22 protein-coding genes and 4 pseudogenes are annotated in these 26,237 nt (G+C 53.4%); 9 read left to right on the forward strand and 17 right to left on the reverse strand.

The window, feature by feature from the left end:
• Positions 1-330, forward strand: a pseudogene (locus AC07SU_RS09975) (aldehyde reductase); the annotation flags it as partial.
• A gap of 82 nt (positions 331-412) precedes the next feature.
• Here AC07SU_RS09975 and AC07SU_RS09980 read toward each other — a convergent pair.
• The 4 genes from AC07SU_RS09980 to AC07SU_RS09995 form a co-directional block, all read right to left on the reverse strand.
• Positions 413-796: a VOC family protein gene (locus AC07SU_RS09980; protein ID WP_178922591.1), complete on the reverse strand. Its 384-nt coding sequence runs from the start codon at positions 794-796 to the stop codon at positions 413-415.
• A gap of 32 nt (positions 797-828) precedes the next feature.
• Positions 829-1,575 carry a helix-turn-helix transcriptional regulator gene (locus AC07SU_RS09985; protein ID WP_494996957.1) on the reverse strand — a complete coding sequence of 249 codons (747 nt, stop codon included), beginning with the start codon at positions 1,573-1,575 and terminating at the stop codon, positions 829-831.
• 208 nt (positions 1,576-1,783) lie between these two features.
• A complete protein-coding gene (locus AC07SU_RS09990) occupies positions 1,784-1,951 on the reverse strand; it encodes a hypothetical protein (protein ID WP_494996958.1) in 168 nt (55 codons plus the stop codon).
• A 95-nt stretch (positions 1,952-2,046) separates the two neighbouring features.
• Positions 2,047-2,997, reverse strand: a complete 951-nt coding sequence (locus AC07SU_RS09995) for a LysR family transcriptional regulator (RefSeq protein WP_494996959.1) — start codon at positions 2,995-2,997, stop codon at positions 2,047-2,049.
• 98 nt (positions 2,998-3,095) lie between these two features.
• Between AC07SU_RS09995 and AC07SU_RS10000 the strand changes: the two are divergent.
• Both AC07SU_RS10000 and AC07SU_RS10005 read left to right on the forward strand, forming a co-directional pair.
• Positions 3,096-4,312 (forward strand): annotated as a pseudogene (locus AC07SU_RS10000) (MFS transporter).
• A 423-nt stretch (positions 4,313-4,735) separates the two neighbouring features.
• Positions 4,736-5,227, forward strand: a complete 492-nt coding sequence (locus tag AC07SU_RS10005) for a hypothetical protein (protein ID WP_494996960.1) — start codon at positions 4,736-4,738, stop codon at positions 5,225-5,227.
• Between the two features lie 975 nt (positions 5,228-6,202).
• Here AC07SU_RS10005 and AC07SU_RS10010 read toward each other — a convergent pair.
• From AC07SU_RS10010 to AC07SU_RS10020, 3 genes are all read right to left on the reverse strand, one after another.
• Positions 6,203-6,355 (reverse strand): hypothetical protein, encoded by a 153-nt coding sequence (locus AC07SU_RS10010; protein ID WP_494996961.1) that lies wholly within the window; start codon positions 6,353-6,355, stop codon positions 6,203-6,205.
• A gap of 263 nt (positions 6,356-6,618) precedes the next feature.
• On the reverse strand, positions 6,619-8,634 hold the full coding sequence (locus AC07SU_RS10015) for an AAA family ATPase (protein WP_494996962.1): 2,016 nt from the start codon (positions 8,632-8,634) through the stop codon (positions 6,619-6,621).
• A gap of 265 nt (positions 8,635-8,899) precedes the next feature.
• Positions 8,900-9,235 carry a GrlR family regulatory protein gene (locus AC07SU_RS10020; protein WP_494996963.1) on the reverse strand — a complete coding sequence of 112 codons (336 nt, stop codon included), beginning with the start codon at positions 9,233-9,235 and terminating at the stop codon, positions 8,900-8,902.
• Between the two features lie 359 nt (positions 9,236-9,594).
• Here AC07SU_RS10020 and AC07SU_RS10025 point away from each other — a divergent pair, with 359 nt between their 5' ends.
• Positions 9,595-11,049 carry a DUF1254 domain-containing protein gene (locus AC07SU_RS10025; RefSeq protein ID WP_494996964.1) on the forward strand — a complete coding sequence of 485 codons (1,455 nt, stop codon included), beginning with the start codon at positions 9,595-9,597 and terminating at the stop codon, positions 11,047-11,049.
• Positions 11,050-11,083: 34 nt separating this feature from the next.
• The gene (locus tag AC07SU_RS10030; protein WP_494996965.1) at positions 11,084-12,577 is read left to right on the forward strand and encodes a DUF1254 domain-containing protein; all 1,494 of its coding nucleotides are present in this window, start codon (positions 11,084-11,086) and stop codon (positions 12,575-12,577) included.
• Between the two features lie 938 nt (positions 12,578-13,515).
• Here the strand turns inward: AC07SU_RS10030 and AC07SU_RS10035 are convergent.
• From AC07SU_RS10035 to AC07SU_RS10045, 3 genes are all read right to left on the reverse strand, one after another.
• Complete coding sequence (locus AC07SU_RS10035; protein ID WP_339437124.1) at positions 13,516-13,872, reverse strand: type II toxin-antitoxin system RelE/ParE family toxin; 357 nt, start codon at positions 13,870-13,872, stop codon at positions 13,516-13,518.
• A gap of 2 nt (positions 13,873-13,874) precedes the next feature.
• The gene (locus tag AC07SU_RS10040; RefSeq protein ID WP_449117174.1) at positions 13,875-14,165 is read right to left on the reverse strand and encodes a type II toxin-antitoxin system ParD family antitoxin; all 291 of its coding nucleotides are present in this window, start codon (positions 14,163-14,165) and stop codon (positions 13,875-13,877) included.
• Positions 14,166-14,366: 201 nt separating this feature from the next.
• Positions 14,367-14,582, reverse strand: coding sequence for a hypothetical protein (locus tag AC07SU_RS10045; protein WP_494996966.1), 216 nt, complete (start codon positions 14,580-14,582; stop codon positions 14,367-14,369).
• 350 nt (positions 14,583-14,932) lie between these two features.
• Between AC07SU_RS10045 and AC07SU_RS10050 the strand changes: the two genes are divergently transcribed.
• Both AC07SU_RS10050 and AC07SU_RS10055 read left to right on the forward strand, forming a co-directional pair.
• Entirely contained in the window at positions 14,933-16,375 is a 1,443-nt protein-coding gene (locus AC07SU_RS10050) for an ATPase domain-containing protein (RefSeq protein ID WP_494997000.1), read from the forward strand.
• A 23-nt stretch (positions 16,376-16,398) separates the two neighbouring features.
• A complete protein-coding gene (locus tag AC07SU_RS10055; protein WP_494996967.1) occupies positions 16,399-16,761 on the forward strand; it encodes a response regulator in 363 nt (120 codons plus the stop codon).
• Between the two features lie 106 nt (positions 16,762-16,867).
• On the opposite strand, the gene AC07SU_RS10060 is transcribed toward AC07SU_RS10055, so the two are convergent.
• The 3 genes from AC07SU_RS10060 to AC07SU_RS10070 all read right to left on the reverse strand — a co-directional run bounded on the left by AC07SU_RS10060 (position 16,868) and on the right by AC07SU_RS10070 (position 20,384).
• Positions 16,868-17,179, reverse strand: coding sequence for a hypothetical protein (locus AC07SU_RS10060; RefSeq protein WP_494996968.1), 312 nt, complete (start codon positions 17,177-17,179; stop codon positions 16,868-16,870).
• Positions 17,180-17,926: 747 nt separating this feature from the next.
• Positions 17,927-18,760 (reverse strand): HNH endonuclease, encoded by an 834-nt coding sequence (locus AC07SU_RS10065; RefSeq protein ID WP_494996969.1) that lies wholly within the window; start codon positions 18,758-18,760, stop codon positions 17,927-17,929.
• A complete protein-coding gene (locus AC07SU_RS10070; protein ID WP_494996970.1) occupies positions 18,753-20,384 on the reverse strand; it encodes an AAA family ATPase in 1,632 nt (543 codons plus the stop codon). The genes AC07SU_RS10065 and AC07SU_RS10070 overlap by 8 nt, the downstream gene beginning before the upstream one ends.
• A 486-nt stretch (positions 20,385-20,870) precedes the next feature.
• Here AC07SU_RS10070 and AC07SU_RS10075 point away from each other — a divergent pair.
• A pseudogene (locus tag AC07SU_RS10075) lies at positions 20,871-21,038 on the forward strand (IS3 family transposase); the annotation flags it as partial.
• Here AC07SU_RS10075 and AC07SU_RS10080 read toward each other — a convergent pair.
• The 4 genes and pseudogenes from AC07SU_RS10080 to AC07SU_RS10095 form a co-directional block, all read right to left on the reverse strand.
• Positions 21,034-21,126, reverse strand: a pseudogene (locus AC07SU_RS10080) (transposase); the annotation flags it as partial. The pseudogenes AC07SU_RS10075 and AC07SU_RS10080 sit on opposite strands and share 5 nt — an antisense overlap.
• Positions 21,127-21,286: 160 nt before the next feature.
• Positions 21,287-22,492, reverse strand: coding sequence for an MFS transporter (locus AC07SU_RS10085; protein WP_178903481.1), 1,206 nt, complete (start codon positions 22,490-22,492; stop codon positions 21,287-21,289).
• A gap of 32 nt (positions 22,493-22,524) precedes the next feature.
• Positions 22,525-23,721 carry an alpha/beta hydrolase family protein gene (locus AC07SU_RS10090; protein ID WP_494996971.1) on the reverse strand — a complete coding sequence of 399 codons (1,197 nt, stop codon included), beginning with the start codon at positions 23,719-23,721 and terminating at the stop codon, positions 22,525-22,527.
• A gap of 209 nt (positions 23,722-23,930) precedes the next feature.
• A complete protein-coding gene (locus AC07SU_RS10095) occupies positions 23,931-24,824 on the reverse strand; it encodes a LysR family transcriptional regulator (protein ID WP_178911825.1) in 894 nt (297 codons plus the stop codon).
• A gap of 229 nt (positions 24,825-25,053) precedes the next feature.
• On the opposite strand from AC07SU_RS10095, the gene AC07SU_RS10100 reads away from it, so the two are divergent.
• The gene (locus AC07SU_RS10100) at positions 25,054-26,172 is read left to right on the forward strand and encodes an alkene reductase (RefSeq protein WP_494996972.1); all 1,119 of its coding nucleotides are present in this window, start codon (positions 25,054-25,056) and stop codon (positions 26,170-26,172) included.
• Positions 26,173-26,237 lie beyond the last annotated feature (65 nt).

Here is a 26,237-nt window from a genome sequence, read left to right on the forward strand (position 1 = left end):
GCCATGACGCATCCGGCCGCTAACGGCGAACGTTTCCTGGCCAGTTCGGGCGACAGCTTGCCGATGGTGCAGGTGGCGCGCACGCTGCGCGATCATCTGGGTGAGGCTGCCAGGAATGTTTCCACTCAGGAACTGAGCGATGACAACATTCGTGCCGCTGCCAAAACGAATCCGATGATGCTGGGCATGGTCAAGCTGTTGGGCGTCGATATGAACGTCACGGCGGCCAAGGCCATGACACTGTTGGGCTGGGCACCTCGTAGCCCGGAAGAAGCCATTGTTGCAACGGCCAGGAGTTTTATCGAACTCGGCTTGATTGAACATCGCTGAGGTGAGGCGTGCGGGCGTTTGATGGCTGGCAACCGCGCGCTTCGTACACGACAAATTTCGCCGCCTGGCTCCTAACTTGCAGTCACGATAAGTCGCGCGCACCTCGGGAAAAGATGTTCACCAATGTGCCATCTGGGTCGCGCAACAGCGCCGAGGTATTACCCCAAGGCATCAGTGTGATCGGCATTACGACTTCTGCGTTTGCCTTTTCTGCGAGCATCAAGGCCGCCTCCACGTCGTCGACTTCGAACTCCAGGATAGCGGAGCGATTTGCCGCCGCCGAGGCAAGCCCATTGTTAAAAAGCCGGATCAAGCGTTCTTCGCTGATTGCCAAAACGATGCCATTGAAATGAATTTCGGCGAATCCCTCAGCGAGATGCTTAGGCTCAATGGCGCAGAGTGTTTTGTAGAAGTCGACGACGCGTTTGAAGTTTTGGGTGACGATACGTACGGAGGCAAAGTTCATGAGCAGACCTGGCGAGAGGGAGAAATCTCACCTTAAAGCCAACCCGTGTCAGTTTCTGACAGTATCGTTATGCCCCTTGCCGGCATCGAGCGACGCCATTCTTCCAGCAACGCCTGTTTACTTTGAGGGTAGCGATCCGTTGAGAGCACCACTTGATTGATGCGATCAGTACGAAAATTGCGGAAAGCCCCTCTCAGTTCGCACCAGCACATTACCACCTGCACCCGCTCGAAGTATGCGAGTGCAAACGGCCAGACTGTGCGTTGGGAGACTGCTCCAGCCGCAGTCTGGTAGCTCAGTTCCAGCTTGCGTTCAAGCCGGACGCTCTCCCTTAGAAGGCCCGAGTGAGCTGTGGCATCCGTCGATGTTTGTCCCATACCAGCAAACAGCGTGGAGACCTCCAATTCGCGCCGCAGGGGCGGTGGCAAAACCGCCGATATTTTTGTCAGCATCGCCTGCGCACCTTGCGTCAGCTCGCTGTCTCGGCGCTCCATTACCAGCCGCATCCCAAGAACCAGCGCTTCCAATTCGACGGAGCCGAACATCAGTGGAGGCAGCATGAAGCCGGGTTTCATGATGTAGCCGACGCCGACACCCCCTTCGATTGCCGCGCCCTGAGCCTTCAGGCTGGCAATGTCGCGATAGAGTGTGCGAACCCCGATGCCGAGTTCGTCAGCTAGCGTTTGCCCGCTGACGGCATGCCGGTAGCGTCGCAGGATTTGCAGGAGATTGAGGAGGCGTTCAGATCTGGACATGCCGGAAGAATATTGAATATTCAAACCGCGCGCTATTTTCAGGTGCCACCGGAATAGGTGGCGTTGTCAGGTTGAGAGGCTACTCGCTGGTTTGACCGTCTGCTGCTGGCCGTTTTCTGCCCTTTGTGAGAGGCAGACAGCGGACTTCAAACGCCGCTTAGCCTCGACCAGCATTTGGGGCGCTGCGATCTTCTGGTTCAGAAAAGTAGCGACCTCCAGGTCAGAAAACTCGTCAAGCGGCGTATTCCAGGCGTCTCGGCATCGCTTTGAACGTGTCTAGGTAGAACGACGTGGTGTTTTCATCCTTGTGCAATGACCAGCCAATGCTCTTCGGTAACGTGGAAAGTGGCTCCAGCGCCGGCATCACGTTCATCGCGTGAGCCACGACAAGGTGTCCCATGGTTTAGATCCTTCTGGTACAGGACTGAATCGGCGAATGGCTCGAAACGGGCAGGCACAGCGTAGGCAGAAAACATCCATGCTGCCAGAACAGGCTCACAACCTCCCCACACGCGGCACTTCAAGATCGAGCAACAGCTCTTCGGTGGCGCGACCAAACTGCTCAGTCAGAAAATCCAGCAACACCCGCACCCGAGGAGCCCGGTAGCGATTGCCGTGCAGCACCGCATAAACACCAGCCTCACGCACACAAAACGCTGGCAACAGAACCTTCAGCTTTCCAGCACGGATATCGGCTGCCGCGTCCCAAATGGTCTTGCGGGCGATGCCGTGCCCGGCCAACGCCCAGGCGCGTGCGAGCGCGCCATCGTTGGTTTCCCAGGCCTGGCTCATGGGTACGGTGTGGTTCCATTCCTGGCCGTCCACCGTGAAGTGAAAGGTGTTCAAGGGGCCTGCGGACGTTACCAGCACGATGAACTTGTGCTGATCCAGGTCGGCGGGTGTTTGAGGTTCGCCGTATCGCGCCAGGTAATCGGGTGAGGCGCACAGTACCCGCCAATTGGGCGCGAGTTGCTTGGCGATCATCGAGCTGTCCTGGGGCTGGCCAAACCGGATGGCCAGGTCGACATCGTCCTGCACCAGGTTCGACACCGAATCCGACAGGGTCAGCGCCACGCACAGCTGCGGATGCAGCGTGCTGAATGCCTCCAGCCAGTCGTTCAAAAGGTTACGGCCAAAATCAGCCGACGCGGATATCCGCACCTTGCCGCGCACCTCTGTTTGACTGGCTTGAAGCCCGGCTTCGGCCTCATCGATCGCCCGCAACGCGACCCAGCACTGCTGCAAGTAAAACCGGCCTTCCTCTGTGAGGCGTAGCTGGCGCGTGGTGCGATCAAACAACTTGGTGCGCAACGCCGCCTCCAGCTTGATAAGCCGCGCGCTGGCCGCAGCAGGCGACAGCGCCAGTTTGCGCCCTGCAGCCGACAAACTGCCGAGTGCCGCCGCCTCGACAAACAAACGCATATCACCCAATCGGTCAGTGGCCATATTCAATTCAGTTTTGATAATTCATCAAAGGGTAGGCCAATTATCAAAACCATTGCAATTCCCCACACTGGCGCCTCCTATCCCGTTGAGCACAGGTCATGAACGGCGAATCGCAACTTGAAAATAGCGTTTTAAATCCACCCGGCGAGCACGAACATCGCACCACTGCACGCCTGCCACTGGCGGCCCTGTTGGCCCTGACACTGGGCAGCTTCATCGCCACCGCCAACGAAACCGTCCCCGCAGGGCTGCTGCCGCAAATCGCCGAGGCATTCGGCGTGTCGCAAGCCTGGGCGGGCCAGTTGGTGACCCTGTGCGCACTCGGCTCCGGGTTGGCGGCCATTCCGTTGACCCTCGCACTGCAGGGCTGGAGCCGGCGTTTGGTCCTGCTGCTGGCCGTCGCGGTGTTTGTTGTGTGCAACGCGGTGACGGCCCTGTCGCCCTGGTTCTCCTTGACGCTGGCTGCGCGCTTCTTCGTCGGCATCGCCACTGGCCTGGCCTGGAGCCTCCTGGCCGGCTACGCCAGACGCCTGGTCCCCCCGGCATTGCACGGCCGCGCCATGGCACTGGCCATGCTCGGCATCCCACTGGCCCTGGCCCTCGGCGTACCGCTGGGCGCCTGGCTCGGCCAGCTCCTGGGCTGGCGTTGGGCGTTCGGCACGCTCTCCGGGCTGAGCCTGCTACTGATGGCCTGGACCTGCCTCAACGTACCCGACTACCCAGGCCAGCGCCCCGAGCGACGCCTGCCACTGCGCACCGTCCTACTGACCCCAGGTGTGCGGCCGGTGCTGGCGGTGGTCATGCTCTGGATACTGGCGCACTACACGCTCTACACCTACATCGCCGCGTTCCTAGCCTCCGTCGGGATGGCCGATCAGGTGGAGCAGGGGCTCTTCGCGTTCGGCGTGGCGGCGTTGGTTGGGCTATGGATCACGGGCGTGCTGATTGATGGCAGGGTTCGGCGCCTGATGGTGCTGAGCCTGACGGCCTTCACCTTGGTGGCGTTTGCCTTTGGGGTAGGGGGGCTGTCTGTGAGTGCGATTTATATGGGCATGGTGCTGTGGGGCATGAGCTTTGGTGGCGCGCCGACTTTATTGCAAACCGCCCTGGCGGATGTTGCCGGGGAGGGGGGGATATTGCGCAGTCGATGTTGGTGACGGTTTTTAACCTGGCGTTTGCGGGGAGTGGGGTGGTGGGTGGGGTGATGTTGGCGACGTGGGGGGCGGGGGGGATTCCGTGGGTGGTGTTGGGGGTGTTGGTTTTGGGGGGGATGGTTGTTTGGTGTGGATTTACGGTAAGGGAAGTTGTTGGTTGATCGGTTTTTTTGCTCTGCGGAAAGCTGTTGTTGGCTGAAGGCTCCGCGCAAGGGTGGGCTGGGCGGCTTTCGGCCAGAAGAGATTATTCTGATTCGTCTAGAAAATCACAGGCGATTCAGACCGAGTTGTACTCGTCCTTTTATCTACCTGCCCACAAGCCTGCTTAAAGTAAGGGACTGCAATCGGCAAGAGCGGACGTTTTGAGTAGGGAAATGAAATCCGTCTCCGTTATCCCGCGGATCGGGGTATTTAAATTGCGTCTTCAGTTCAGCCTACCGGCGAACCGATCGGTTGTTCCACTCTCTATTATGACTGATGTCGATTTGATATTATTCGCAGCCCGTCAAGCCTGTGGCCGTCATTGCGGTCGCTGCCGGTACGCGGACGACTTTTATCATTCATTTGTTGGCAGGAGACAAACGTTGAGTGAAGGAAATGGGAGAGAGAAGGCGGCGCTGCCGAAGGGAATCATTATCGCTCGGTCATCGGTTTGGGCGACGTACGAGGTGCTTCTGACGTTGATGCCTGTGCTTATATGGCTTTTCATCATCTATTTTTCGAATCCCGAACCTGAGATTTCCCTGCAGTTTCCGGCGTTCTCTTTTTTCTGTGTTTCTATCTGGGCGGCTTGCATTCGGGAGATTCCGAGAACACTAGTCGGCGGGGATCCGGTTCAGGACAAATTTGAGCGGGAGTGCTCGTTGGCCATTGCGATTCTAGGATTCGTTATTTCGCTTGTGTGTCTCGTCTTCACTGCGCTCAAGAGCACCGGCAGTATTGCTCATATTTGGGGGGCTTTTTCCGTGGTTGTGGCGGTTTCCGGCGGCGTCGGTATTCTCCTCCTTTTCGTGATGATCTCCATAAAAATCCAGCGCCTGGAATATGGACGCTACAACCGTCCTCCAGCGATCTAAGTCCTCTTGCTATTGGCCGCTGTTCAGCTTCGTAGACCTGTGACTCGCACTGGAAGATACGAGAAAGGCATAGCGGGTGAAGGGGACGGATTTCATTTCTCCACTCAAGACGTCCGTTTTTTGGCCGAAAGGGCGCATTCGCCCCAAGTCTCGACGATCTCGTGCATTGAGAATTTGGGCCCCCAGGTGTGTGTGGTGTCTTCGGCGTCAGATTTGCTCTCATTTTGCTACGAGGGAAGTGGTATCTCTTCGCGCATGTGAGGCGAGGCAAGTGGTAGATTTGAAATTCGCGATTTTTTTGAGGGGTGAGGTTAATGGGGGGCAGTGAGGTTTCGCAGCGCGAGGTTCGAGCCATCAGCGGGAAGCCGCGTGCAGAATGGCCAGCGAGCTTTCAAATTGTATGGGACTTCAGCTCGGCGAACATTTATCGTGCCGAGGATGGGGCTTCTCCCGACGATTATTTACCTTCTGATTACCGGTTTGGTGAAGCGGATTTAATCGAACTGGACAGTTCGTTTCATGGACACAGCAAACGGGATCATTCAGAGCTCTGGACCATCGCTGCCCATAAAGTTGCAGGTGTGATTCTACATTGGAGTAATGGAGGCGTTATGACGCCGCCCCTTTTGGATATCAATATGGGCTGCTTGGTGATCGCAGGAGGTAACAATCGGATTGCGGTATGCAGAGCGGACGGATTAGTGCGGCTACCGTTCATCTATCCCACAGATAAAACTGAACTGTTTGCCGCCAGGCTTAGGTCTTTCCAGAGTTTGAACTCTGGGCATGAACTCCTAGGTAGTACTGCAAACTAGGTGGCTTCGACTTGGCCGAAGTTGGAGCGGCAAAGTATAAGCGGTCTAAGGCAAATCGCTTAATGGACGAGTCGGGGTCAAGGCGTAGCCAATACTCCGAACGGCGTTGAGGTAAATGAGCACCCCGCCCGCCAGCGGGGTTAGCTCCAGCCTTGACGGCTCAGACCTTCGACAAAACGATAGCGGCGACGAGCACCAGCAAAACGGCGGTTACCGGTGCGCAACCGGACACACAGAGTGTGCCGACCACGCCGCCGAACGCGGTAAGGCGTCCGGCCAAAGCCGCTGAACCGCTCTGAGTAGTGATATTCATCATATCCCTCCAGAACTGTCTTCTCAGTCCCAAATTGCGGCTGGTTGGGAGAAGACTGGTTCAGACTGTGCCGCTATTTTGTGTTTACCAGACACAGGGCACGGCACCCAACCGGTTCAATGACGCCACCGATAGGGGTCGATAACGCCGATTGATGAGATCATGCCAATAGCAGACTTCGCGGCAAGACAATAAAACCGTCCAGTTTTCCTTCAAGGTTCGCCCAAAGCGATCTGTTAATAAGCAATTAAAATGCAATTCTTCTATAAGCTATTTTGGTGGGGGTCGTCAATTAGAAGTGCTTCAAAAGTCAGAAGCAAATCTTTGGGGAGAAAACCAGGATGGTCCCTCAAAATTTTTTCAACAACGTATTGCATCAATCCTCCACCCTTCTGTCTAGGCTTAATAAACCCAAAACACTCTACAAGCTTGCTCTCAAGCCGGTGGTCATCAAAATGCAAGTAATCTTGTCTCAACTTTAGACAAACTCCAGACAAGTACTCAATCTCAATAAACTTTATATCTTTCGGTGGCTCACCAAAAACATGGTGCTGCAGGGCGTCCACATGGAGTTGCCAACGATCTTCGCTCCAGTTTGCGAGGGAAGTATACGACTCGTCATCCGGGAATAGTCCTTTTTCAACCATGTACGCGGAGTTCTCCCCAACAAGAAGGGCCAACAGTATAAGCGGATCATATAGAAGAGACTCTAAGCCATCTCTTATTCCCGGCGACAGAACATGAACTCTGCCCGTGATTTTTCGTTCTCCATCCCAGTCAATCAATCCCAATACGCTATTATTTCCGCCTTGTGCCAGGTCATGCACCAACCTTAAAACCTGCGTGCATCCAGCGTTTTGCTCAATTCCACTCACATTGATTCGGCCAACCTCCACAAAGGCTAGTGAGCGCTCTGTATTAAGTTTTTCTTTATATCTTTGATAGAGAGAGTCATAAATTTTTGCATCCCGAAAACTCTCAACAAATACTTGGCGCCTGCCGTCAAAAGAAACTGAAAGTGTCGGAACACCTGCTGTCAATATCGATAGTGCCGCACCTTTAGACGTCTTTACTATTCGCGGCCCTTTGGGATCCATAACGTAAATGGAATCCTCTGGCGCCAAGGCGACAGTAGATGGGCTGTGCGTCGTCATAATTACAGCAACTCTACGCTCATCTACTAAGACGTTCTTGATTGTGGCGAGTAGAGAGGCCGCCATCGAAGGGTGGAGCGGGGCATCAATTTCGTCTAGTAGGAGCAGTTTTGGAAAGTTTTTTTCCTGACGCTTTTCTTTTGTATTGTATAAGCATAGAGCGAATGACATTAGAACTTTCTCCCCTGAAGAAAGATCTTGAAATCGCATTTCGACATTAGAAGATAGTTTTGTTAGTTTTGGTTCGTAGGCAGACATCTCATAGAGATGTGGTGAATCGACTCTGAAATCTAAGTTCGATTCTTCTAGGATTCGGTTGACAAATTCCCATGGGGGTGTGCTGTACTCTTCCTCAAACTCCTCGGGTGTTAGATATTTTTCCGTGGCTCCAGACTCAGGAGGGAACGCTCTGTAAATTTGATTGTCATGCAGTAACTTCCTGTAGGTCACAAAGACTTGGCCAAAGGCTTGTTGGAAAGGATCAACATCACTCCATAGCAAAGTTGGATGTCGATAGAACTCATCTGGCGAGGAATAAAGATAGGCTCCAGGATTGTCAATGCCTACCTTTCGCATTTTTTTTCGCCACTCCTCGTCACCATTTTGAGCTAAAAAGTTAGCCAGGACGCTTTCGGAATGCTGTTTGACACTAGCTTGAAACGCCTCCCACCGCTCCTCTGCCAACACCTTATCTTTAAGAGTGTCTTCGAATACGTTCTTATTAACGGCTTTAAGTTTTTCTAATGAGGAGCAGTAACTTGCCGGAACACCTAAATTTAAAGCGATGTTTCGCAAGCCTGGAAACACTCCGTCCCGATGATGTCTCATCGCTTGAAAATGGTTTGATCTCTGAGCTTGAAGCTGATGTGGATCAAAAACGCCAGTGTCCGCAGGCACGATATTGGTTGAGTCGAAAAGTTTAACATCATTAGTGTAGTCACTTACTAGGCTAGACTTAACGTTGCCTCCTTTGATTGCGGAAAGCAGATGCGTCTTTCCTGAACCATTTACTCCAGTTAGAACGACAAGGCCTGGAAGTTTGCTCAATTCGAAGTTCGTAATGGACTTAAAAACACTTTCAAATGTAAGCTGGTTTTCCATTGCGATTTCTTTCTTGATACTCATTTTACTCCACCCCCCCCCCCAAAAAAAAAGTCAGCGATATTCAATAGCCATCACACTATGGAAAATCAGGGCTGCTCACAAGCAGATTCAGATCCAACGCTGCGGACAGGCTGCACCGAAAAAGAAGAAAATTCATTTTTCCTGCTTTAGGCGACGGCGTTTGGCCTAGCGCTGTCGAACGATACAGTCCTGCCTCGGCCGATCAGAGCGCTGGAGAAACTGTCGCTATAAATAGCGACAGTCTCAATTGGTCTGTCCAACCAACTTAAACAGTGCCCTGAATTTTTTGCCCTTTCAGTTGAATGGTCAGGTGAGGGGCACCGACCACGCTACCCTGCAGTTCAAGGGTTCCATTTTCATAGTTGACGTGTCCCTTCGCCTTTAGGGTGTAGTTATCAACTCCCACCACATTTGTATTGCCATCGCGCCATTTTCTGACAACGAATTGAGTTTCAAACGAGCCCGATTCGGTAGGCACTTGCCCTTGATAAAGATAGTGAGGGTCACCTCCGTTTACTGTTCCATCTTTTACAACTACTAACCCCTCACCGTAGTCTCCGGTGCTTGCACGAAAATCAACGTGAAAAATGCCATTTGTCATAACGAAATCTCAGCGGTTTAGGATCACTGAGCGTAGTCGTACCGTGAAAAATGACAGGAGGGCATTTTGTAACAACGTAAATCGTCATTCCTTTGCTGAGCACATTCAACTAACTGCTTCTGGCCGATCGCGGCCTGTCGCGAAGGGCCACGATCGGCCAGTTGCTGCCATTCAGGACGCAAAAAAATAGCCTTCAAAACTTAATTCCTACTAAGAAACAGTTATCAGGAAGGGAAATATAATTGTAATTTTTCATGCCTTTTTCTGGATGATCCAGTTTCCTCTGCTAGTTTTTCTAACGATCAGTCTGCCTCACAAGATTCTCTCCCCGAAAAACGCCCATGCAAGGAAGCTTCGGTATGAACAATACGCCTTTATTCGTTAGCGGCCTGCTCGCGTCTGTAGCATTGCTCGGCGCAATGGCCGTGCAGGCAGAGACCTCTCCGGTGGCGCAAGTTTCAGGCCCGGAAGCCGATGTGAAGGTGACGGAGACTTACGTTCGGATGATGGCGCGAGAGGCGTATTTTTGGGGTTGGCCGATGGCCAACATCTTCAATCGTCGGCAGAAGTTCAAAGATCTCCCAGAGCCAGGCCTGATGGGTGGCATCGTACCCGTAGCGCCGATCAATCATCTGTCGATGCTTACCGATTACATTTCCCCTGGGGAGCGGCTGGTGGCCTGTCCGAACCAGGATGTGGTTTACGGTGCGGGCAGCATTGCGCTGGATATCGAACCGGTGGTGATTCAGGTACCGGACTTCGGCGACCGCTTCTGGGTGTACCAACTAGTAGACCTTCGCTCCGACAGCTTTGCCGAACTGGGGAAGATGTACGGCACCAAGCCTGGTTTCTATCTGTTGGTGGGGCCGGACTGGAACGGCAAAGTACCGGAAGGCATCACCCAGGTGTTTCGTGCAAAGACCAATACCGGTTTCGTGATTCCGCGGGTGTTCCAGGACGATACAGCCGAAGATCGCAAAGCTATCCAGCGCTATCTGTCGGGGATCGACATGTACCCGCTGTCCAAATACGACGGCAAACTCAAGCAGCGTGATTGGAGCCAGTCGCCGAAATTCCCCGCTGAGGCGTCGGGTGACGAGGAAACGCGTTGGGTGCTCCCGGAAAAGTTCTTCGATGAGCTGCCAGCGATTCTCAAGGACGCCAAACCGCTGCCGGGAGAAGAGGCGCGCTATGCGCAGTTGTCGGTACTGGCACAAATCGCTCAGCGCGATCCCGAGCTGAAAAAAGCCATGATCGACGAAGCGCAAAAGGCCGACAGCGAAGTGGTCAAGCCGCTGCTGCAGTTCCGCAATTACGGCCAGCAGTTGCCGCACCACTGGAGCACCATCAGCAACGGCGCGGCGTTTGGCACCGATTACTTCCTGCGCACGGCGGTTGCCCGCTCGAACATCTTCGTCAACAAGCAGATCGAGACCAAGTACTTCTATCAAGATCTGGACGAGTCCGGTATGCGGCTCAATGGTACCCAGCGCTACAGCGTGACCTTCTCCAAAGGCGCGCTGCCGCCGGTTAAGGGTTTTTGGTCGCTGACGCTGTACAACCAGCAGCACTTCTTTGCCGAAAACTCGTTGGGGCGCTATTCCCTCGGTACCAAGAACAAGTCGCTCAAGACCAATACCGATGGCTCGCTGACGCTCTACGTGCAGAGCGATTCACCGGGTGCGGACAAGGAAAGCAACTGGCTCCCGGCGCCGAAGGGCGCTGATTTCTCGCTCTACGTTCGCGCCTACTGGCCGGAAGCGGCCGCGATGAATGGCCAGTGGACTCCGCCGGCGGTGGTCAAGGTCAACTGAACCGATTTCCCAACTGCGTTCATAAGGACAGCCCATGAACCGTTTGCGCACCACACTCACGGCCTTGGCCGTAAGCCTTTCTCTAAGCGGCCTGGCCGACGCTGCGTCGCGCTATGAAGAGCTCGCCAATCAACCGTTTGAAAAGGGCTTCCCGACCGAAGCGACTGCACGCAGCCTGATCGATGAACTGGTGTTTCAGCGTGCTGTGCAGTCGTATCTGTGGGCCTTGCCGGCGATCAACATTTGGTCGATGAAGGAAGCGTCGGAGAAGCAGTTTGGCGCGGGCTACAACATCTTGCCGATCTGGAAAAAGCGAATCAATGCCAAGACGCTGGTGACGACACCGAACTCCGATTTGGTCTACGCCATGAGCTATCTGGATCTGGCAAAGTACGGCCCGCTGGTGGTCGAAGCACCGCCCGGTGTTCAGGGGATGTTCGATGATTTCTTCCAGCGTCCGATTGTCGGACCAACTATCGATGGCAAAACCTGGCGCGGTGACGTCGGCCTTGCCGGCCCCGACAAGGGCAAGGGCGGTACCTATGTGCTGCTCCCGCCTGATTACAAGGGGCCGGAGCCGACCGAGGGATTCGTCTACCGTTCGCGCACCAACAACGTGTTCCTGTTCTGGCGCACCTTCTTCAAGGACCCGAAAGACCTCAGTGTGCCGGTGGCCGAGGTCGAGCGCACGAAGATCTATCCGCTGGGCAAGAAGGATTCGGCCCTGCCTATGCAATTCCCCGACGCCACCGGCGCACCGATCAACATGTTGTTCCCCGAGGACGGTCGTTACTTCGACATGCTCTCGCGCTTCATCGACGCCGAAGCCGTCGACCCGGCGGACATGGACATGCGCGGGTTCCTGCACACCCTGGGCATCGAGAAGGGCAAACCCTTCGCCCCGGATGCCGAACGACGCAAGCTGCTGGATGACGCCGCGCGAACCGCGTTCAAGATGAGCAAGGTGGTGACCAGCCACTTGTTGTACAAAGAGCCGGGCGGTCTGTACTACAAGGATCGCCAGTACGTGAACACTTTCGCCGGGGAGAACACCGAGTTCCAATCCAGCGGTAGCTTCACCAATCTTGAGCAGCGAGTGGCGTTCTTCACCTCAGCCTATTCGGACAGCCCTGGCATGGTTATGAACATGATCGGTGCCGGCGCCAAGTATCCTGCTACTACCCGCGACGCCGAGGGCAAATTTCTGGATGGCGCCCAGACCTACAAGCTCAATCTTCCGGCCAATGTCCCGGCGGCGTTGTTCTGGTCGGTCACCGCTTACGACAACCTGACTGCGTCAGGTCTGGACAATGGCCAGCCGTTCCCGTCCCTCAATCAGATGGATAAACCGGCGCAGAACAGCGACGGCTCCACTGACATCTACTTCGGGCCGAAATCGCCAGGTGAAGGCAAGAACTGGATCAAGACCGTACCGGAGAAAGGCTTTCTGGTGATCGTGCGGCTCTATGGGCCAAAGCAGGCCTTCTTTGATCAGAGCTGGAAGCCAGGCGACTTGATCAAACAATAGATACATGTTCGCCTTGCCCTGCTAGCAACGAGGGTACCGCGAGCAACTCGGCGGTCTGAGTAGAAATTAAATCAATCAGTGGCCTGTAATTGTCAGCGTAGAGTTGAGTGTTATCAGCTGTATTTACTAGGGAGAAATCGTGATCCGTGTGCTGTTAAGTCTCAGGTTGGGGGCATCCTTTTCAAACCATCCAAAGCGTGCCCTCAGATGTGCCCCCACTGTAGCAATCCACTGGAAGAGAATGGAGCTCCATGGCTTGTGGAAATGCAGAAGTAATCAGATAAACGGTCTATTCTAAGACATCTAAAGACTCTCAGGGGCGCCAAAAAACATTTTGACTAGGCTCTAGGACGGAAGTTACAGCCTGAAAAAAACTAATTATGCCCCCAGTTATGCCCCCAATTGCGCGTAGTGTTCGAGCGATCGCGAATGGCGATTTCTGACGCAGGCTTGGGTGGCTGTGGCTGGTATTCAGTGCGCCTCCGTATACTGGATTAGCAACCCGTATCTGGCGAACCCTTGCTCGTCCGGAAGAGGATATGGGTAATGAGTCGATATCCTTAAGTGGTGTTGTCGGGTCTTTCTCTATGCACCTATCCTGAAATTGACTCCAGAGACGCTCGTGCTCTGCGTGATGTTGCCAGGCCTCTGGATGCTAGGGGCATTGATCCGCGTGTCCATTGGCAGTTGCAGCGTAATGCGAGGCGCCTAGGCACGGAAAACGCCTATGAAGCGGTTGTTCAGCATTGAAAGCGGTGGGCAAAATTGAACATCGTGTTTCTTGTCGTGGATCTCGATAGTCCGGTCGGGGCCAGAGCATCGTGCTTCAATTGGCCGCCGAATCGGCTGGTAGCGGGGGAGGGGCTCAGGTTGCGATGTAGAGGGAGCGCCTACCTTTGCTGTTCATGGCCGGTTAAACTATTGGGCCCGGTCGCTGATCAGTCGTTCGGCAAGTGCAACTGCACTTCCATGGCGTCGTGAAGGAGTCGGACAACCTCGATCAGATCGTCGTTAACCATGCGATAGAAGACGATGTGGCGTGGGCTTTTGACCGCCCCGCTGGGATGCTTGGCCTGCTGGCGTGAATAGGTGAGATGGTAGCTGCGAAGGCCCGGTGCAAGCTCATCGCGGTCGTGGCTGCCAATGCAATAAGGCTTGCTGGCAAGCGCTTGCAGCGCCGTTAGGATCAGCGTCTGGTAGCGTTGGCGTGCTTGATCGCCGAATTGCGTCTGGGAGAGCCTGAGTATGTCGACAATGTCGGCGCGCGCCGCGTTGGAAATCCGATACTGCGGCATGCTTAATGTTTCTCTCTCGCGGGGAGGGTCGCCTCCAGGCTTAAGCCCTCGAGGTAGTGCTCCAGATTCCCTTCGTTCACCTGAGTAAAGCGCCCGTGCTCAAGATCCATGATGCCGATCGAGGTCGCCTGACGCAGTGCCTCAATTTTGGCGGTGTCTTCGGCGACGCGCTGCTCCAGTAAACGCAAACCCTCTCGCATCACTTCGCTGGCATTCTGATAACGGCCGGACTGCACCAGGTCATGTATAACCTGTTCCTGATGAGGGGTGAGCACAACGTTTCTCGTTGCCATATTGAGCTCCAGCTTTCGTTAAACATTTTCTTTCGGTCATTGGCATATTATGCCATTTTGCTTGCGAACACATGGTTTGGGATTTTAATCGGACGGACCTATTTCATACGGGTCATTTTTGCGACTAACCGCGTGCTGACCCGACGGCACGCACTTAAAGTCGAAAAAAAGGCCGCTCCAGGGATGTCGTCGGCAGCTTGATTAGTGTGGATCTTGGGACTTTAGTTTGGCCAGACCTTGCTTCATGTGTCCGGCGTTCTCGCCGATCGTTTGTAGCGCACCGCGGATATTTTCGCCGGTGTCTGTCGCACCCTGGCATTCAGCCCTTAAGGTCAGCTCCATTACGGCCGCCTCTAAGGCAAGCTGGTTCTGGTAAAGGCGCTCAAGGACATCACCTAGTGAGTATTCAGTGGGCATTGTTCCGACTCCAATGAGTGAGTCGAAAGCGTAGCTGCGGGGGGAAGTGGATGTCTTGAGCCACCCGCAAATTAAGTGAATGCAACGGTTTTGGGGTGGGGTCGGCATTCGTCAAAAGCTGCCTTGGTGACAGGCAGCAGACGGCCAATAGCAGACGCTCACGATCGCTTGCTTTCGGCCAAAAACGGTCACTCAGTATCTGAGAAACACAGTCCGGCTCAGAAGACGGTGATAGTGCAAATACCTCTCTTGGCCAACTATGATTCAGCCGAGAATGGCCCCATAGCGAAAATGGCGTTAGCATCCCGCCTCACTCGGCTTAAATAGCCTGTTTTTCAGATCAGGGTCGCATCGTGGAAAAGCTCAAACGCCTCCAAAGTGGAATAGAAGGGCTGGACGCTCTCCTTAAGGGAGGGCTGGTCGCAGGTGCTTCATACATCATCCAGGGACGCCCGGGGTCCGGTAAAACGATTCTAGCGAACCAGCTGGGATTCCATCATGCGAATAATGGAGGTCGTGTGCTGGTCGCCACGCTGCTGGCCGAGTCACATGACCGTCTTTTTCAGTTTCTTTCAACGCTGAGCTTTTTCGATTCCTCAAAAGTCGGCGCAGAAATTCAGTTTGTCAGCGCATTTGATACTTTAGAAAACGAAGGCCTGGATGAGGTGGTGAAGCTGCTTCGTCGTGAGATAAGCCGCCAAAAAGCCACAGTGATGGTGGTGGACGGCTTGCTCAATGCGCGCTCAAAGGCCGATTCGCACATCGATACCAAGAAATTCATTTCAGAATTACAAGGGCACGCCGCTTTTGCGGGTTGCACCGTGCTATTTCTCACCAGCTCACGCCTGGACGACGGTAGCCCTGAACACACCATGGTTGACGGCGTAATTGAAATGGGCGAAGAGCTGTTTGGCTCCCGCTCGGTCCGTCGTATTCAATTGCGCAAAACTCGGGGCAGTGGCGCACTGACAGGCCTACATGAGTGTGAGATTACCGACAACGGATTGGTGGTTTACCCTCGTTTGGAAAGCCTTTACAGCCATCCGTCCGCTCCAGACAGCGCTGACATGACGCGTATCGGCAGTGGTGTTGGCTCGCTGGACGCGATATTGGGTGGAGGCCTTTATAGTTCCAGCGTGTCTTTGGTGATAGGCCCATCCGGAATTGGTAAAACGACTCTGGGTCTGAAATTTTTGGCCGAGTCGACGAAGGAAGCTCCAGGGTTGCATTTTGGCTTCTACGAAAGCCCACAACGGCTGCGACTCAAGGGCCAATCTCTAGGAATCGACATCAAAGGTATGGAGGACAGCGGTGCCCTAAGCATCGCCTGGCAACCCACTACTGAAGGTCTATTGGATGGTCTGGGCGCACGATTACTGAGTATCGTTGAAGAAAAGGGTATCAAACGCCTGTTTCTCGATAGCCTTAGCGGTATGACACGGATTTCGACGAATCCAGCGAGGATTACCGACTTTTTCAGTGCGCTGATGAACGAACTGCGATCCCGGGGGGTCACGGTATTTGCATCTTGGGAAATGCGCGATCTATTTGGCTCCGAGGTCAGCGCGCCAAACTCCGACCTATCAAGCATCGTCGACAACCTCATGCTAATGCGGTTCTCAGAGAATCACTCTGAACTAAGCAGGACGCTTTCGATTCTTAAAGTACGTGATAGCGCTTACGACCCCTCGCGCTTTGAGGTCGTCATCCATGCCCAAGATCTTTTACTGAAAAAGGCTTCAAGACATGAACCATCAGTCCCCACTGAGTCATCTCCTGGTTCAAATTCTTAAGCTTTTGAGTGGGTTAAACTAAAATGACCACCATCCTGGTCGTCGACGACGAGTATTTGATCGCTGACATTCTCAGCTTCGCGCTGGAGGATGAAGGATTCATGGTGGTAACGGCCAGCAATGGTCGAAAAGGACTGGATGTGCTGGAAAGAGAAAGACCAGCCTTGATTATCACCGACTTTATGATGCCAGTCATGGACGGCTTAGAATTCGCCACAGCCGTCCGCGCACTTCCTTCCACCAATCATTTGCCGATTATTTTGATGAGCGGAGCCCAGGCACATATCGGTATGCAACGATCAGATTTATTTGATGTTGTATTGCCAAAACCATTCGATATCGATGTGATCATCACCGAGGTTAGAAAACTTCTAGCCTCCGAATAGCGGGCGTGTCCGTGGCTGCGGCGTTTGTAACCTCTGCATCATGTCTCGTCACTGCTCTTTCTTTTTGAAGCAACGATAGCGATCAGCCGAGTGCGCAAACTTGCGGTCACTTGCTCTCCTGCTGACCTTGTTCTAGATGCACGTAGGCAGCCTTTTCGGCAGCGGCGATCGCTTCTTCCATCGCTTTATGCATGTCTTCGTTGATCAGGTCGGCAGCTCGCAGGCCCCACGCAAACCCTCGCGCCCGCTCAGCGCGGTGGGGAATCTTCGGAAGGGTGAGGTCTTGGCCAATACGGGCCAGTTCGCTGTTCCACGCAGCTCTCAAGAAATCTGTAGGCAGCGTAATACCGCTGGAGGAATCGTCGCGACGACCTGAGCCATACTGAGGACCGCCGGGGTTTGCGGTATTGGGAGGCATGGAACGACCTTTTGCGAACGTATGTAAGGGACTTTGAAACCAGAATAGGGAGTGTCGGTATGCCAGTCTAGGGGGCTGGACGCCACCAGGATAAAAAAGCCCCCCGCACCTGGTGAAGGTGCGGGGGCCTTTTTAACTTATGGGCGATGTCAGATGTTCATAAGCAGTTCACGGGCCCGATTTTACTGAATCAGTGATCTCGAAATTAGCGCGACTGTTCATCGATGAATGTTCACGGACCTAGTTTTCCCCGCCATCCTTAGCCCCGTCGCCCGGCCTGTGACGGTCCCAGTCCAGAGGCTAAGCCCTTAATGCTGGAGTTCGGAAGGTGAGTTTGCCGGATGCTTACGAAAAGCGTGTGGCACAGATAGGAGAAAAAATCTGAGAAAATGGATGGTAAGGAGATCCCGCTTTTTCTTTGTCCCTCAAATATAACAACTCCGTTTTATTTTTTGTTTTATAGGGTTGACATTCGGAAATCATACAGAATTGTGATGTGAATCACGGAAAGTGGCTGATTTCTTTGGTTTCCGTTAGGTTTGTTTTTCAAGTGGCGTCTGTTGAACCCGTCGCAGCGACGACTTAAATGAAGCCGGTCAGCCTGTCATTTTTAGGGCTTTTTCGTGACCCTATCCGGGAGCTCGCAAGGGCAGAAAATAGGCTTGCTGAAAACCCTGGGGCAGATAAGCTGGTGTTGGACGTTCGCAAATCATCGCAGCGGGAGATGCTCCCGCTGTGTCACGGACGTCAAGGACGGGGAATTGCGGGAGGAAGTGCTGCTATGTATTGCAGGGCTTCCAAATTCATGCTCAGACCGAGTATGAAACAGGATCGCCATCCGTTGAGGGAGCGGTCGGATGCCTCCTCAACCCTCTGCCAGCGCTGCAGGACCCTGATCACAGCATTGATGTCGGTCGGGTCATCAAAATAAGCGTAAGGGTCGAGAAGTATTGAACCCCATAGGTCGCGGATTTCTCTGTGAAAACCTGCTGGCACGATAATGTTGTCGATGTGCCACTTTGCAGTTACCAGCTCAGCGCCCGTGACATCATAAGGGATAGCATTGACCTCTGGTGCCTTCCAAGGAGGTGAGATCACGATGAGCATGATTCTGCGCTCTGCAAAGGCATCGAAATAAGGGTGAATAGGGCGTTCGCCGTCAAGCGCACCTTTGGTGAGGTTGCCTCTCTTCGTGTTGCAGTTGAAGCAAGCAGGCACCAGATTCTTTGAGTAGAAAGAAAACTCCGCATAAAAGCTTTTTGGCAGGTAATGATCGAGGGTGCCAACACCTCGCCCTCCGCACACCGGACAGGCGCCCGCCAGCGAATATCTTAATTGCTCTATAAAACCCAACGCCAAGGGTGGGCTTGTGTAGAGATGTTGCAAATGGGCTTTCTTATCCTCAAATTGCTGATCAACATCAACCAGCCACGGATTACCACAGCCTCGATCGTATTCCGCAAACCGCTCTCTCATAGCTGGCATGTGCGCCACGATGGCTTGCGCATTATCGGATTTTGAAGCTTCAAGAAGCTGCAAGTTTTCAATGTCATCTACGACGGGTAGCGGGATCTTACGCATTTTCGCTATCCATTTTTTTATGAAGCAGCATCAACGCTTCAGTACTTAGCTCACCCGAATACTTTTGCAAGGCCTCGGTAAATGTGCTGCTCTGATTTTTGGCATGAACGACGAGCTCCTCATAAAGGTGCATGGGAAGATCGTCGCCAAACACTTCATTAGAAATGGACGCAACGTTTGCCCCCAGGGTTTGGAGGCGAGGGTGGCTCACCTTTATTAACCCCTCTGACTCCCACATGACATGCACCTGAGCGCTTTGGACTTCGCGAACTACGAATGGTGAATGGGTCGCTATAATTGCTATGGACTGTGTTGCTTCTAGGATTTTATTGAGCGTTCGCATGAACCTTGAAATAAGGTTCGGATGCAAGAAGTTTTCAGGCTCATCAATGATAAACGCGGAAGAAGGGCCAGCGTTTGCAAGCGCTATCAGGCAAAAATTAATGAATGACTGCTGTCCCAAACTCAGGGGTCGTTCGCTGCCTCGCTCGTCGACAAACTTAATTGGACGGGAGTGATCAATCTGTGCGATCTGTTTCAGCTGGCTGAATTCTCCACCCCTCATCCAATCTTCAAAATTGGCGTGACCGTCTCGTTTGTTAGAGTTGGGCTCGTTATTGTTCGGGTGGTCGATCGGAATGTATAGCTGAAGATTTGGGAATTCAGCGGCGAGGACTTCTCGAAAAATGTCCAATGATTTATACATGGGGCCAAGACTGCGGGCGACATCGACCAGCAGTTGTGTCATAGGCACTGAGTCATATTTTTTGGGCGTAGCGGGGTTAAACGTGAATATCCGGGCTCTACCCATGCCTGCTTCTGAAGCAGGTGTAAACTGGCGGCGTGATGAGGTGTGAATGAAGGCCAGAACCTGATTAAGATCTGGGCGATTGGTGATCTCTACGCTCTTATTTTTTGTATCCGCCAAGCCGCGCGCCAGCTTTGCAAGCGATGCAGTTTTACCTGATCCGTTTTGGCCGATTATGACTGAAATTCGTCCTCTGAAGAAGTTTGACTTGTCGAATAGAAAGTTGAACGTAACGTTCGGCCCTTTTCCTATTAAAGCGGCGCTGAAGGTCTGGCGGGCATCCGCTACTTTGATGCTCAATCCTTGGATAATTCTCTTTGCCCGACGGAAGGCGAAATAAGCTTCGCTTGATCTGATAAAGCCCAAAGAAAATTCGGAAGAAGAGGTGAAACCGCGCCAGGATACATGGAACCCAGTCGCCACAGCGATGTCTTGAGCGGCTGTTAATAGCTCTCGTGCCCGCTTGGCTCCGAAGATGTTGTGCAGAAGATTGTAAGATTTGCTGTCGGAAAGTAAAGTTCTGAACGGTACTTTGAGCGAGCGGGCATCAATAGGCTCATGACTTTGTAATACGCTGTTGAAAAACTCATTCAGGTTGTTGTTTCCTTGGATGGCGCAGTGCCCATTGAAACTCTCGTATGCGCCGTCATATGTCCTGAAGTAGATTGCGCACCCCATTCCAAACTTTGTGTCTTTTCGATTGCTCAGCTTAGGTGTGATGACGATATCGTGTGAGTTTTTGTTAAAGTTGGGATAAGGGTCATGGTAGAAACAAACTGTGACGGGTTCCGTCGGAGATGCCTTTTTTGTCTTCATTGAATTGGGTATCATTCGGGCAATAGAGTGTTTTGGAGACGCCGCTATCTATTAGCAGGGCTTAGTTATGCTGTGGCGAAATGATATCACGACAATTGATGCCTCTACTGCACAGATAGCTCAGGCCAATCGTTACTGATCGATCACCGGCTCAGCGTGAGGAGGTGGATGTAATGGAGTTGAACCATTCCAAAGTCGATGCCGGATGCGGCTAATTGGTTAATCTAATCCGGGAGGCTCTTGCGGGTTAGATAGCGAGACAAAGCGGCCTGTGGCTCGGCACCAGGCGATCGTTGTGCCTGACTAGCTCTCGCCACTTTGGTGAATCCACGTTGCGTATGCCGATATCAACGTTTCGGGCAGGCTGGGTAGATTCCGCTCGGCCTGTGCGATCTCCGGAGCACTTTTGATGCATTCAGCTAGCCAGGTGATTAGCCGAAGGCGTGAGGTAGGGCATCGCATTACTTGACTTTCCAGAGCGTCGGCCAAACTACCCGAGCAAAAGAAGATCAACGTCTGCTTGGCTTGATCAAACACGCTTGGCTAGAAAGCGGAGGTGTATACGGCTACCGCAAAATTCACGATGACCTACGTGAACTGGGAAAGGCATGCGGGCGAAATCGAGTCGGGCGCTTGATGCAGGCGGAGGGGCAGCTTCGATATGGCTGTAGCCCTGGTCGAGCACCAGACTTGCAGCTTCGCGCTTGAACTCGGGCGTAAAGGAACGACGTTGCTTGGTCATCGGACACCTCTCTATGGCGAGCATTCTCGCCTAAATGGGTGTCCGGTTTCATTAGACCACTACAATGAGCCCACACCTGATTTTCTAGGCCCGTAGCTAAGAGAAGCTAGATAACTGTTTTGCAGAGCCATCCTCTCTCTCCCGATTTTCTTAATTTTAATCAGCTTCTGCTCCTTCCACTCAACAACCTTGGTTCAGCTATTTCCCGCTTTATTCCGAGCAAAAATATCAGCAACGCAGCCAGCAGAAGTACGCTAGTGATCCAGTGCAGTTGTGAAACATCAATTCCACGCGCGATAGCGGCACCGCCGATGGCTGCTCCAGTCGCAAAGCCGATGTAAATGACGGAATGATTCAGTGCAATTAGAAGGGCGCTATTTTGCGGCGCCAGGTTGATCAAGCGTGCCTGTTGAGGAGCGAAGGTCGCCCAACCGGTGATCGACCATATGGCTAATGCACATGCGGTAGTTAACGTAGAAGTCGCACTTATCTGCATCATGGCTTGATTGATGGCTGCGATAGCCAAGCAAAATGCGAGAGGTGTTGTTACGCCAAAACGGTCGAGAAGACGACCGCCCAACTGGCTACCGATCAGCCCTCCGACACCGTATACGAAGAACAAAAAAATCACTGTCTGAGGATCATGACGCTCTGCAAGCATGGCGCCCAAATACGTGTAGCTAGTCAGGTTTGCGGTGTTCCAAAGCAAGCTGGGCAGCAAGGCCAGCAGAACCGTTGGCCGTATAAGGGGCGCAAATCGTGCTGCGTAAGTCAGCCGACTCGTATTCAGGTGTGATTGGTTTGCAAACGTACGACATGAAAGTGCAAATACAGCCCCCCCCGAGAGGGTCGCCACGAGCCAGAATGTAGCTCTCCAGCCAATCGCGTGGCCAATGGCCGCGCCGATTGGAACGCCAAAAACCGCGGCCGCAGTCAATCCCAATGCAACGGCGGACAGGGCCGCACCCTTGCGATTGGCTGGCGCAAGAGCGGTGGCCAGGGCATAGGCGGTTGAGGTGTACAGCGCTGCTGCGATGCCTGCAATGGCACGGGCGACCATCAGCAGTTCATAGGATTGAGCCAGGGCACAAAGGAAATTGCCGACAGCGAACATGGCCAGTGCTGAGATACACACACGCCGTTGGTTCAGTGTTGCAGTCATTGGCACTATCAATGGCGCGGCCAAGGCGTAAGTGAGGGCGTATGCGGTGACTGTAAGGCCCGCTGACTCGAGGCTGGTGCTCAGGTCTTGTGCCATGAGTGACAATACGCCGGAGACTACAAAGACGTCTGTTCCTATGGCGAAGGTGCCCAATGCAAGCAGCCAGATGACAGGGTTCAGTGCTGTGGTGGGTGCTTTACTCATCAATCATTCATCACTCTTTGCGCGTTCAACCCTCATGCAAATGTTTCGTCGAGCCAATCAAAAATAGTCTGATGAACGCGACTCATCGCCCCCATATGGCAATGCTCCCCGGCACCTTCGGAGGTCAGCAGTAGAGCCAGATGTTTTGGGCAGGTTAATACCGCATACACCTGCTCGGGTTGCCCTTTTAAAAACTGATCGTTTTCGGCGTCCAATACCAAGGTGGCAGCCTTGATCAAGTGAGCGCAGTCTTTCAGCGTGTACTGTCTGGTCATGCGGATAAACTCGGCGCCGGAGGTAACGCCAAACGTCCATTTGCCGTTATCAAGTGCCCATCGCTTGCCCGTGTTCAGGCGTCTGGCCAGGTTCAGCAACGGTTCCGCGAGGCTGTCCTGCTTGTTCGAGATCCATGTGGTCAGGAAAGAAGGGAGTGCGTTTCTAAACGCAAAATTAAAATCATAAAGCCCGTCATCCAGGATGATTGCAGCGACGCGATGCTCATACGCTGCAGCACGCGCGACCAGGTAGCCGCCAAGGCTGTATCCGAACAATGCGATCTTGTCGGCGAGCACTTCCGCACGCGTCAATGCAAAATCGATGACAGTCGTAATCACCGCCTCCCAGTCGTGCCGAAAGGGAATTCGCTGATCGCGAATAACCGATCCCTGGCCTGGGCCGTCAAACGCCAACACGTTATACCCACGTAACAGCGCCGCTGCGGCGATTGCGTAATAGGACTCTTCCTGAGTGGAGTCAAAGCCGTTGTTATAGATGATTGTGGGTTTGGGACTGCCCGAATGATCAGCCAGGAAAAGGTACCCCGGAAGGGTCGTTCCCTCATAAGGGATGGATACTATTTCGAAGGGGGTATCCAGAAGCTGTGCTGCCGAAATGAATGCCTCACGCGAGGCGTTACTGATTCGCGCAACGTCTTTATCCGTTTCAGGGTTGGCGCGTTTGAAAAACTCGGCCGTCCTGTAGTAATTAGCCGCTCTGAAAAAAGCTTCACGGGCGCTGACTCGGTGGCCACGCGCCAGAGAATGCTCTGCCAATCTCGCAACACGGTCCGCGGTGGCTTCCCACTCCCGTAGCCATGCTTCTTCGTTTCCTTCTGGAATGGCTTTAGCTGTCATAAGTACTTCGCCCAAATCAGCACCGCTGTAGCCAGCAAAACCGGCGGTTCTGAGGGTTTCGAAAGAAAAAGACTCATTTTTGAAAAGGAATTTCATTGCAGACACCCCGGCGCAGAAAATGGAATCGTATTCTCAGTGATGGAGCAAATGCAACGTTAATGTTCGATCGATAAATAAAGCGGATGAGTATTTGATTGAATCATAGACGTACATTCGGGAGTGCCGGCTCGATTACAGGGTTTCGATCATTTTGGCTTTACTAAAGGCATCCCGAGTGGAATGGCGCGCTTTGCCACGTCATCTGATCAAAGCAATTCGCTTAGAAATTCGATGAACGCATTGACTCTTCTAGAGCCTCGATAATTGGGCAGATAGAGCGCTGAGATGGCCGAGCTCGCGCTATTGGGGTTGACCACAAAAGATTCAAACAAGGACGTCAGCCTTCCGCTTTCGATATCTTCGCTGACGAGCCAGTCAGGCAACAGTGCCACGCCACCGCCTGCCAGTGCGACTTCGCGCAAGACTTCGGCATTGTTACTTTTGAACCGGCCATCAACCGATACGCGGACCTCCCCACTGTCTTCCTGAAAGGTCCAGACCTGCTGCTGAGGGCCATAGCTGAAGCGCATACAGTCATGTTGCAACAGGTCGGTTGGCTGCTTTGGAAAGCCGCGTACGTCCAGGTATTCGGGGCTGGCGACTACTTTTCGGCGAAACGTACCTATGGCGCGGCTGACCACTCCGTCCATGGTTGCTGCTGTTCCCAGTCTGATAGAAAGATCGATACGCTCACCGAGCAAATCGACGATGTCATCCGACAAGGTCATATCTAATTCAAGGTCTGGATAGCGCTGTAGAAATGCACCGATATGAGGGCTGATCAATCGTCGTCCAAACGCGACAGGCACTGAAATACGTAATTGCCCGGTAGGTGCATCACCCCGATCCGTGACCGACGCATCAGCGTCAGCCATGGCACTCAGAATTTCCCGAGCCTTCAAATAATATGCGGAGCCCGCGTCAGACAAGGTGACTTGACGGGTTGAGCGATTGAGCAATACAGCGCCTAGTTCGGCTTCCAGCCCATCGATCATTCGCGTTACCGAAGAGGTTGCCAGGCCCAATTGTCTGGCCGCAGATGAAAAGCCCTTGGAGTCGACGGTCTGCACGAACATCTTCAGGGCCAGCAGCTTGTCCATAACACTCCTTAAACGGTATCAGCGCGTCTGTTGGTGCAGTTGATAGGAGGCATTTAATCGATCAGAAATTCTTCTCTGACCGCGCATGTCGAGATCCGCAGGGTGCTTTGCGCATTGCGCAAGATTGTGTTGCAGATCGCACCGATTCTCCTGTTGAGACAGCGCCGCTACCTTGCACGCCTGAAACCTATTCATGCGCGGCGTAGCCCGCTTATCTACAGGAACGCCTATGAAACTTTTCGACCCCATTACAATTGGCACTCACACTCTCAAGCATCGTATCGCGATGGCTCCTCTGACGCGCTCGCGTGCCGGTCAACCAGGTAACGTGCCGACGCAGTTGAATGTCGAGTATTACCGTCAACGTGCAAGCGCCGCGCTAATCATCACAGAGGCTTCTCAAATTTCACAGCAGGGTCAAGGTTACGCCTGGACTCCAGGTATCTACACGCCCGAGCAAGTTGCTGGATGGAAGGCCGTCAGCGATGCCGTTCATGCCGAAGGCGGTACGATATTCTTGCAGCTTTGGCACGTGGGTCGTATCTCCCATCCCAGTTTTCAACCCAACGGTGGATTGCCGGTCGGGCCGAGTGCTTTGAGTGTAGAGGGCGGCAAGACATTCATTATTGATGAAGAAGGCAATGGCGTCTGGGGTGACGTTCCAGTACCACAGGCCCTGACAATCGAGGGTATCCAGTCAATTATTCAGGACTACCGTGTTGCCGCGCGTAATGCTGTACTGGCGGGTATGGATGGCGTAGAAATCCATTCTGGCAATGGGTATCTGCTAGACCAGTTCATCGATTCCAACAGCAATAAGCGTGATGATATTTACGGAGGGAGTATTGAGAATCGTGCTCGACTTTTGCTCGAAGTCACTCAGGCAGTGATTGAGGAAGTGGGGGCTCACCGTGTCGCGGTACGCCTGACGCCCATGGGGCGTTTCATGGGCATGGGAGATGCGACACCAGAAGCGACATTCGGTTATGTGGTGACGCAGCTCAACACGATGAATCTGGCCTATCTGCACCTGGTCGAACCGGTCATTGTGGGCATCGAGCGAGATGAAAACTTCGATCCGCGCTGGGACACGATCATCAAGCAGCTTCGTGAGAGTTACAGCGGTGTGCTGATGCTCGCCGGTGGGTACGATCAAAAGACTGCCGAGGCTGCACTCGAAAGTGGGCGAGGGGACATCATTGCATTCGGGCGTAACTTCCTCGCCAACCCCGATCTCCCAGCGCGTTTCAAGGCAAACCAGCAGTTGAATCCGGCTGATGGCGCCACGTTCTTTGGTGGCGATGCGACGGGTTACACCGATTACCCCGCTCTGGCAGATCATGCCTGAACTGGCGCGTGAACGTTGAACCCCATCGGTAGAGAGCCTGGCCATTCATAGCCAGTGCATTCTTT

Source organism: Pseudomonas sp. GW821-FHT05H12, from assembly GCF_059419385.1.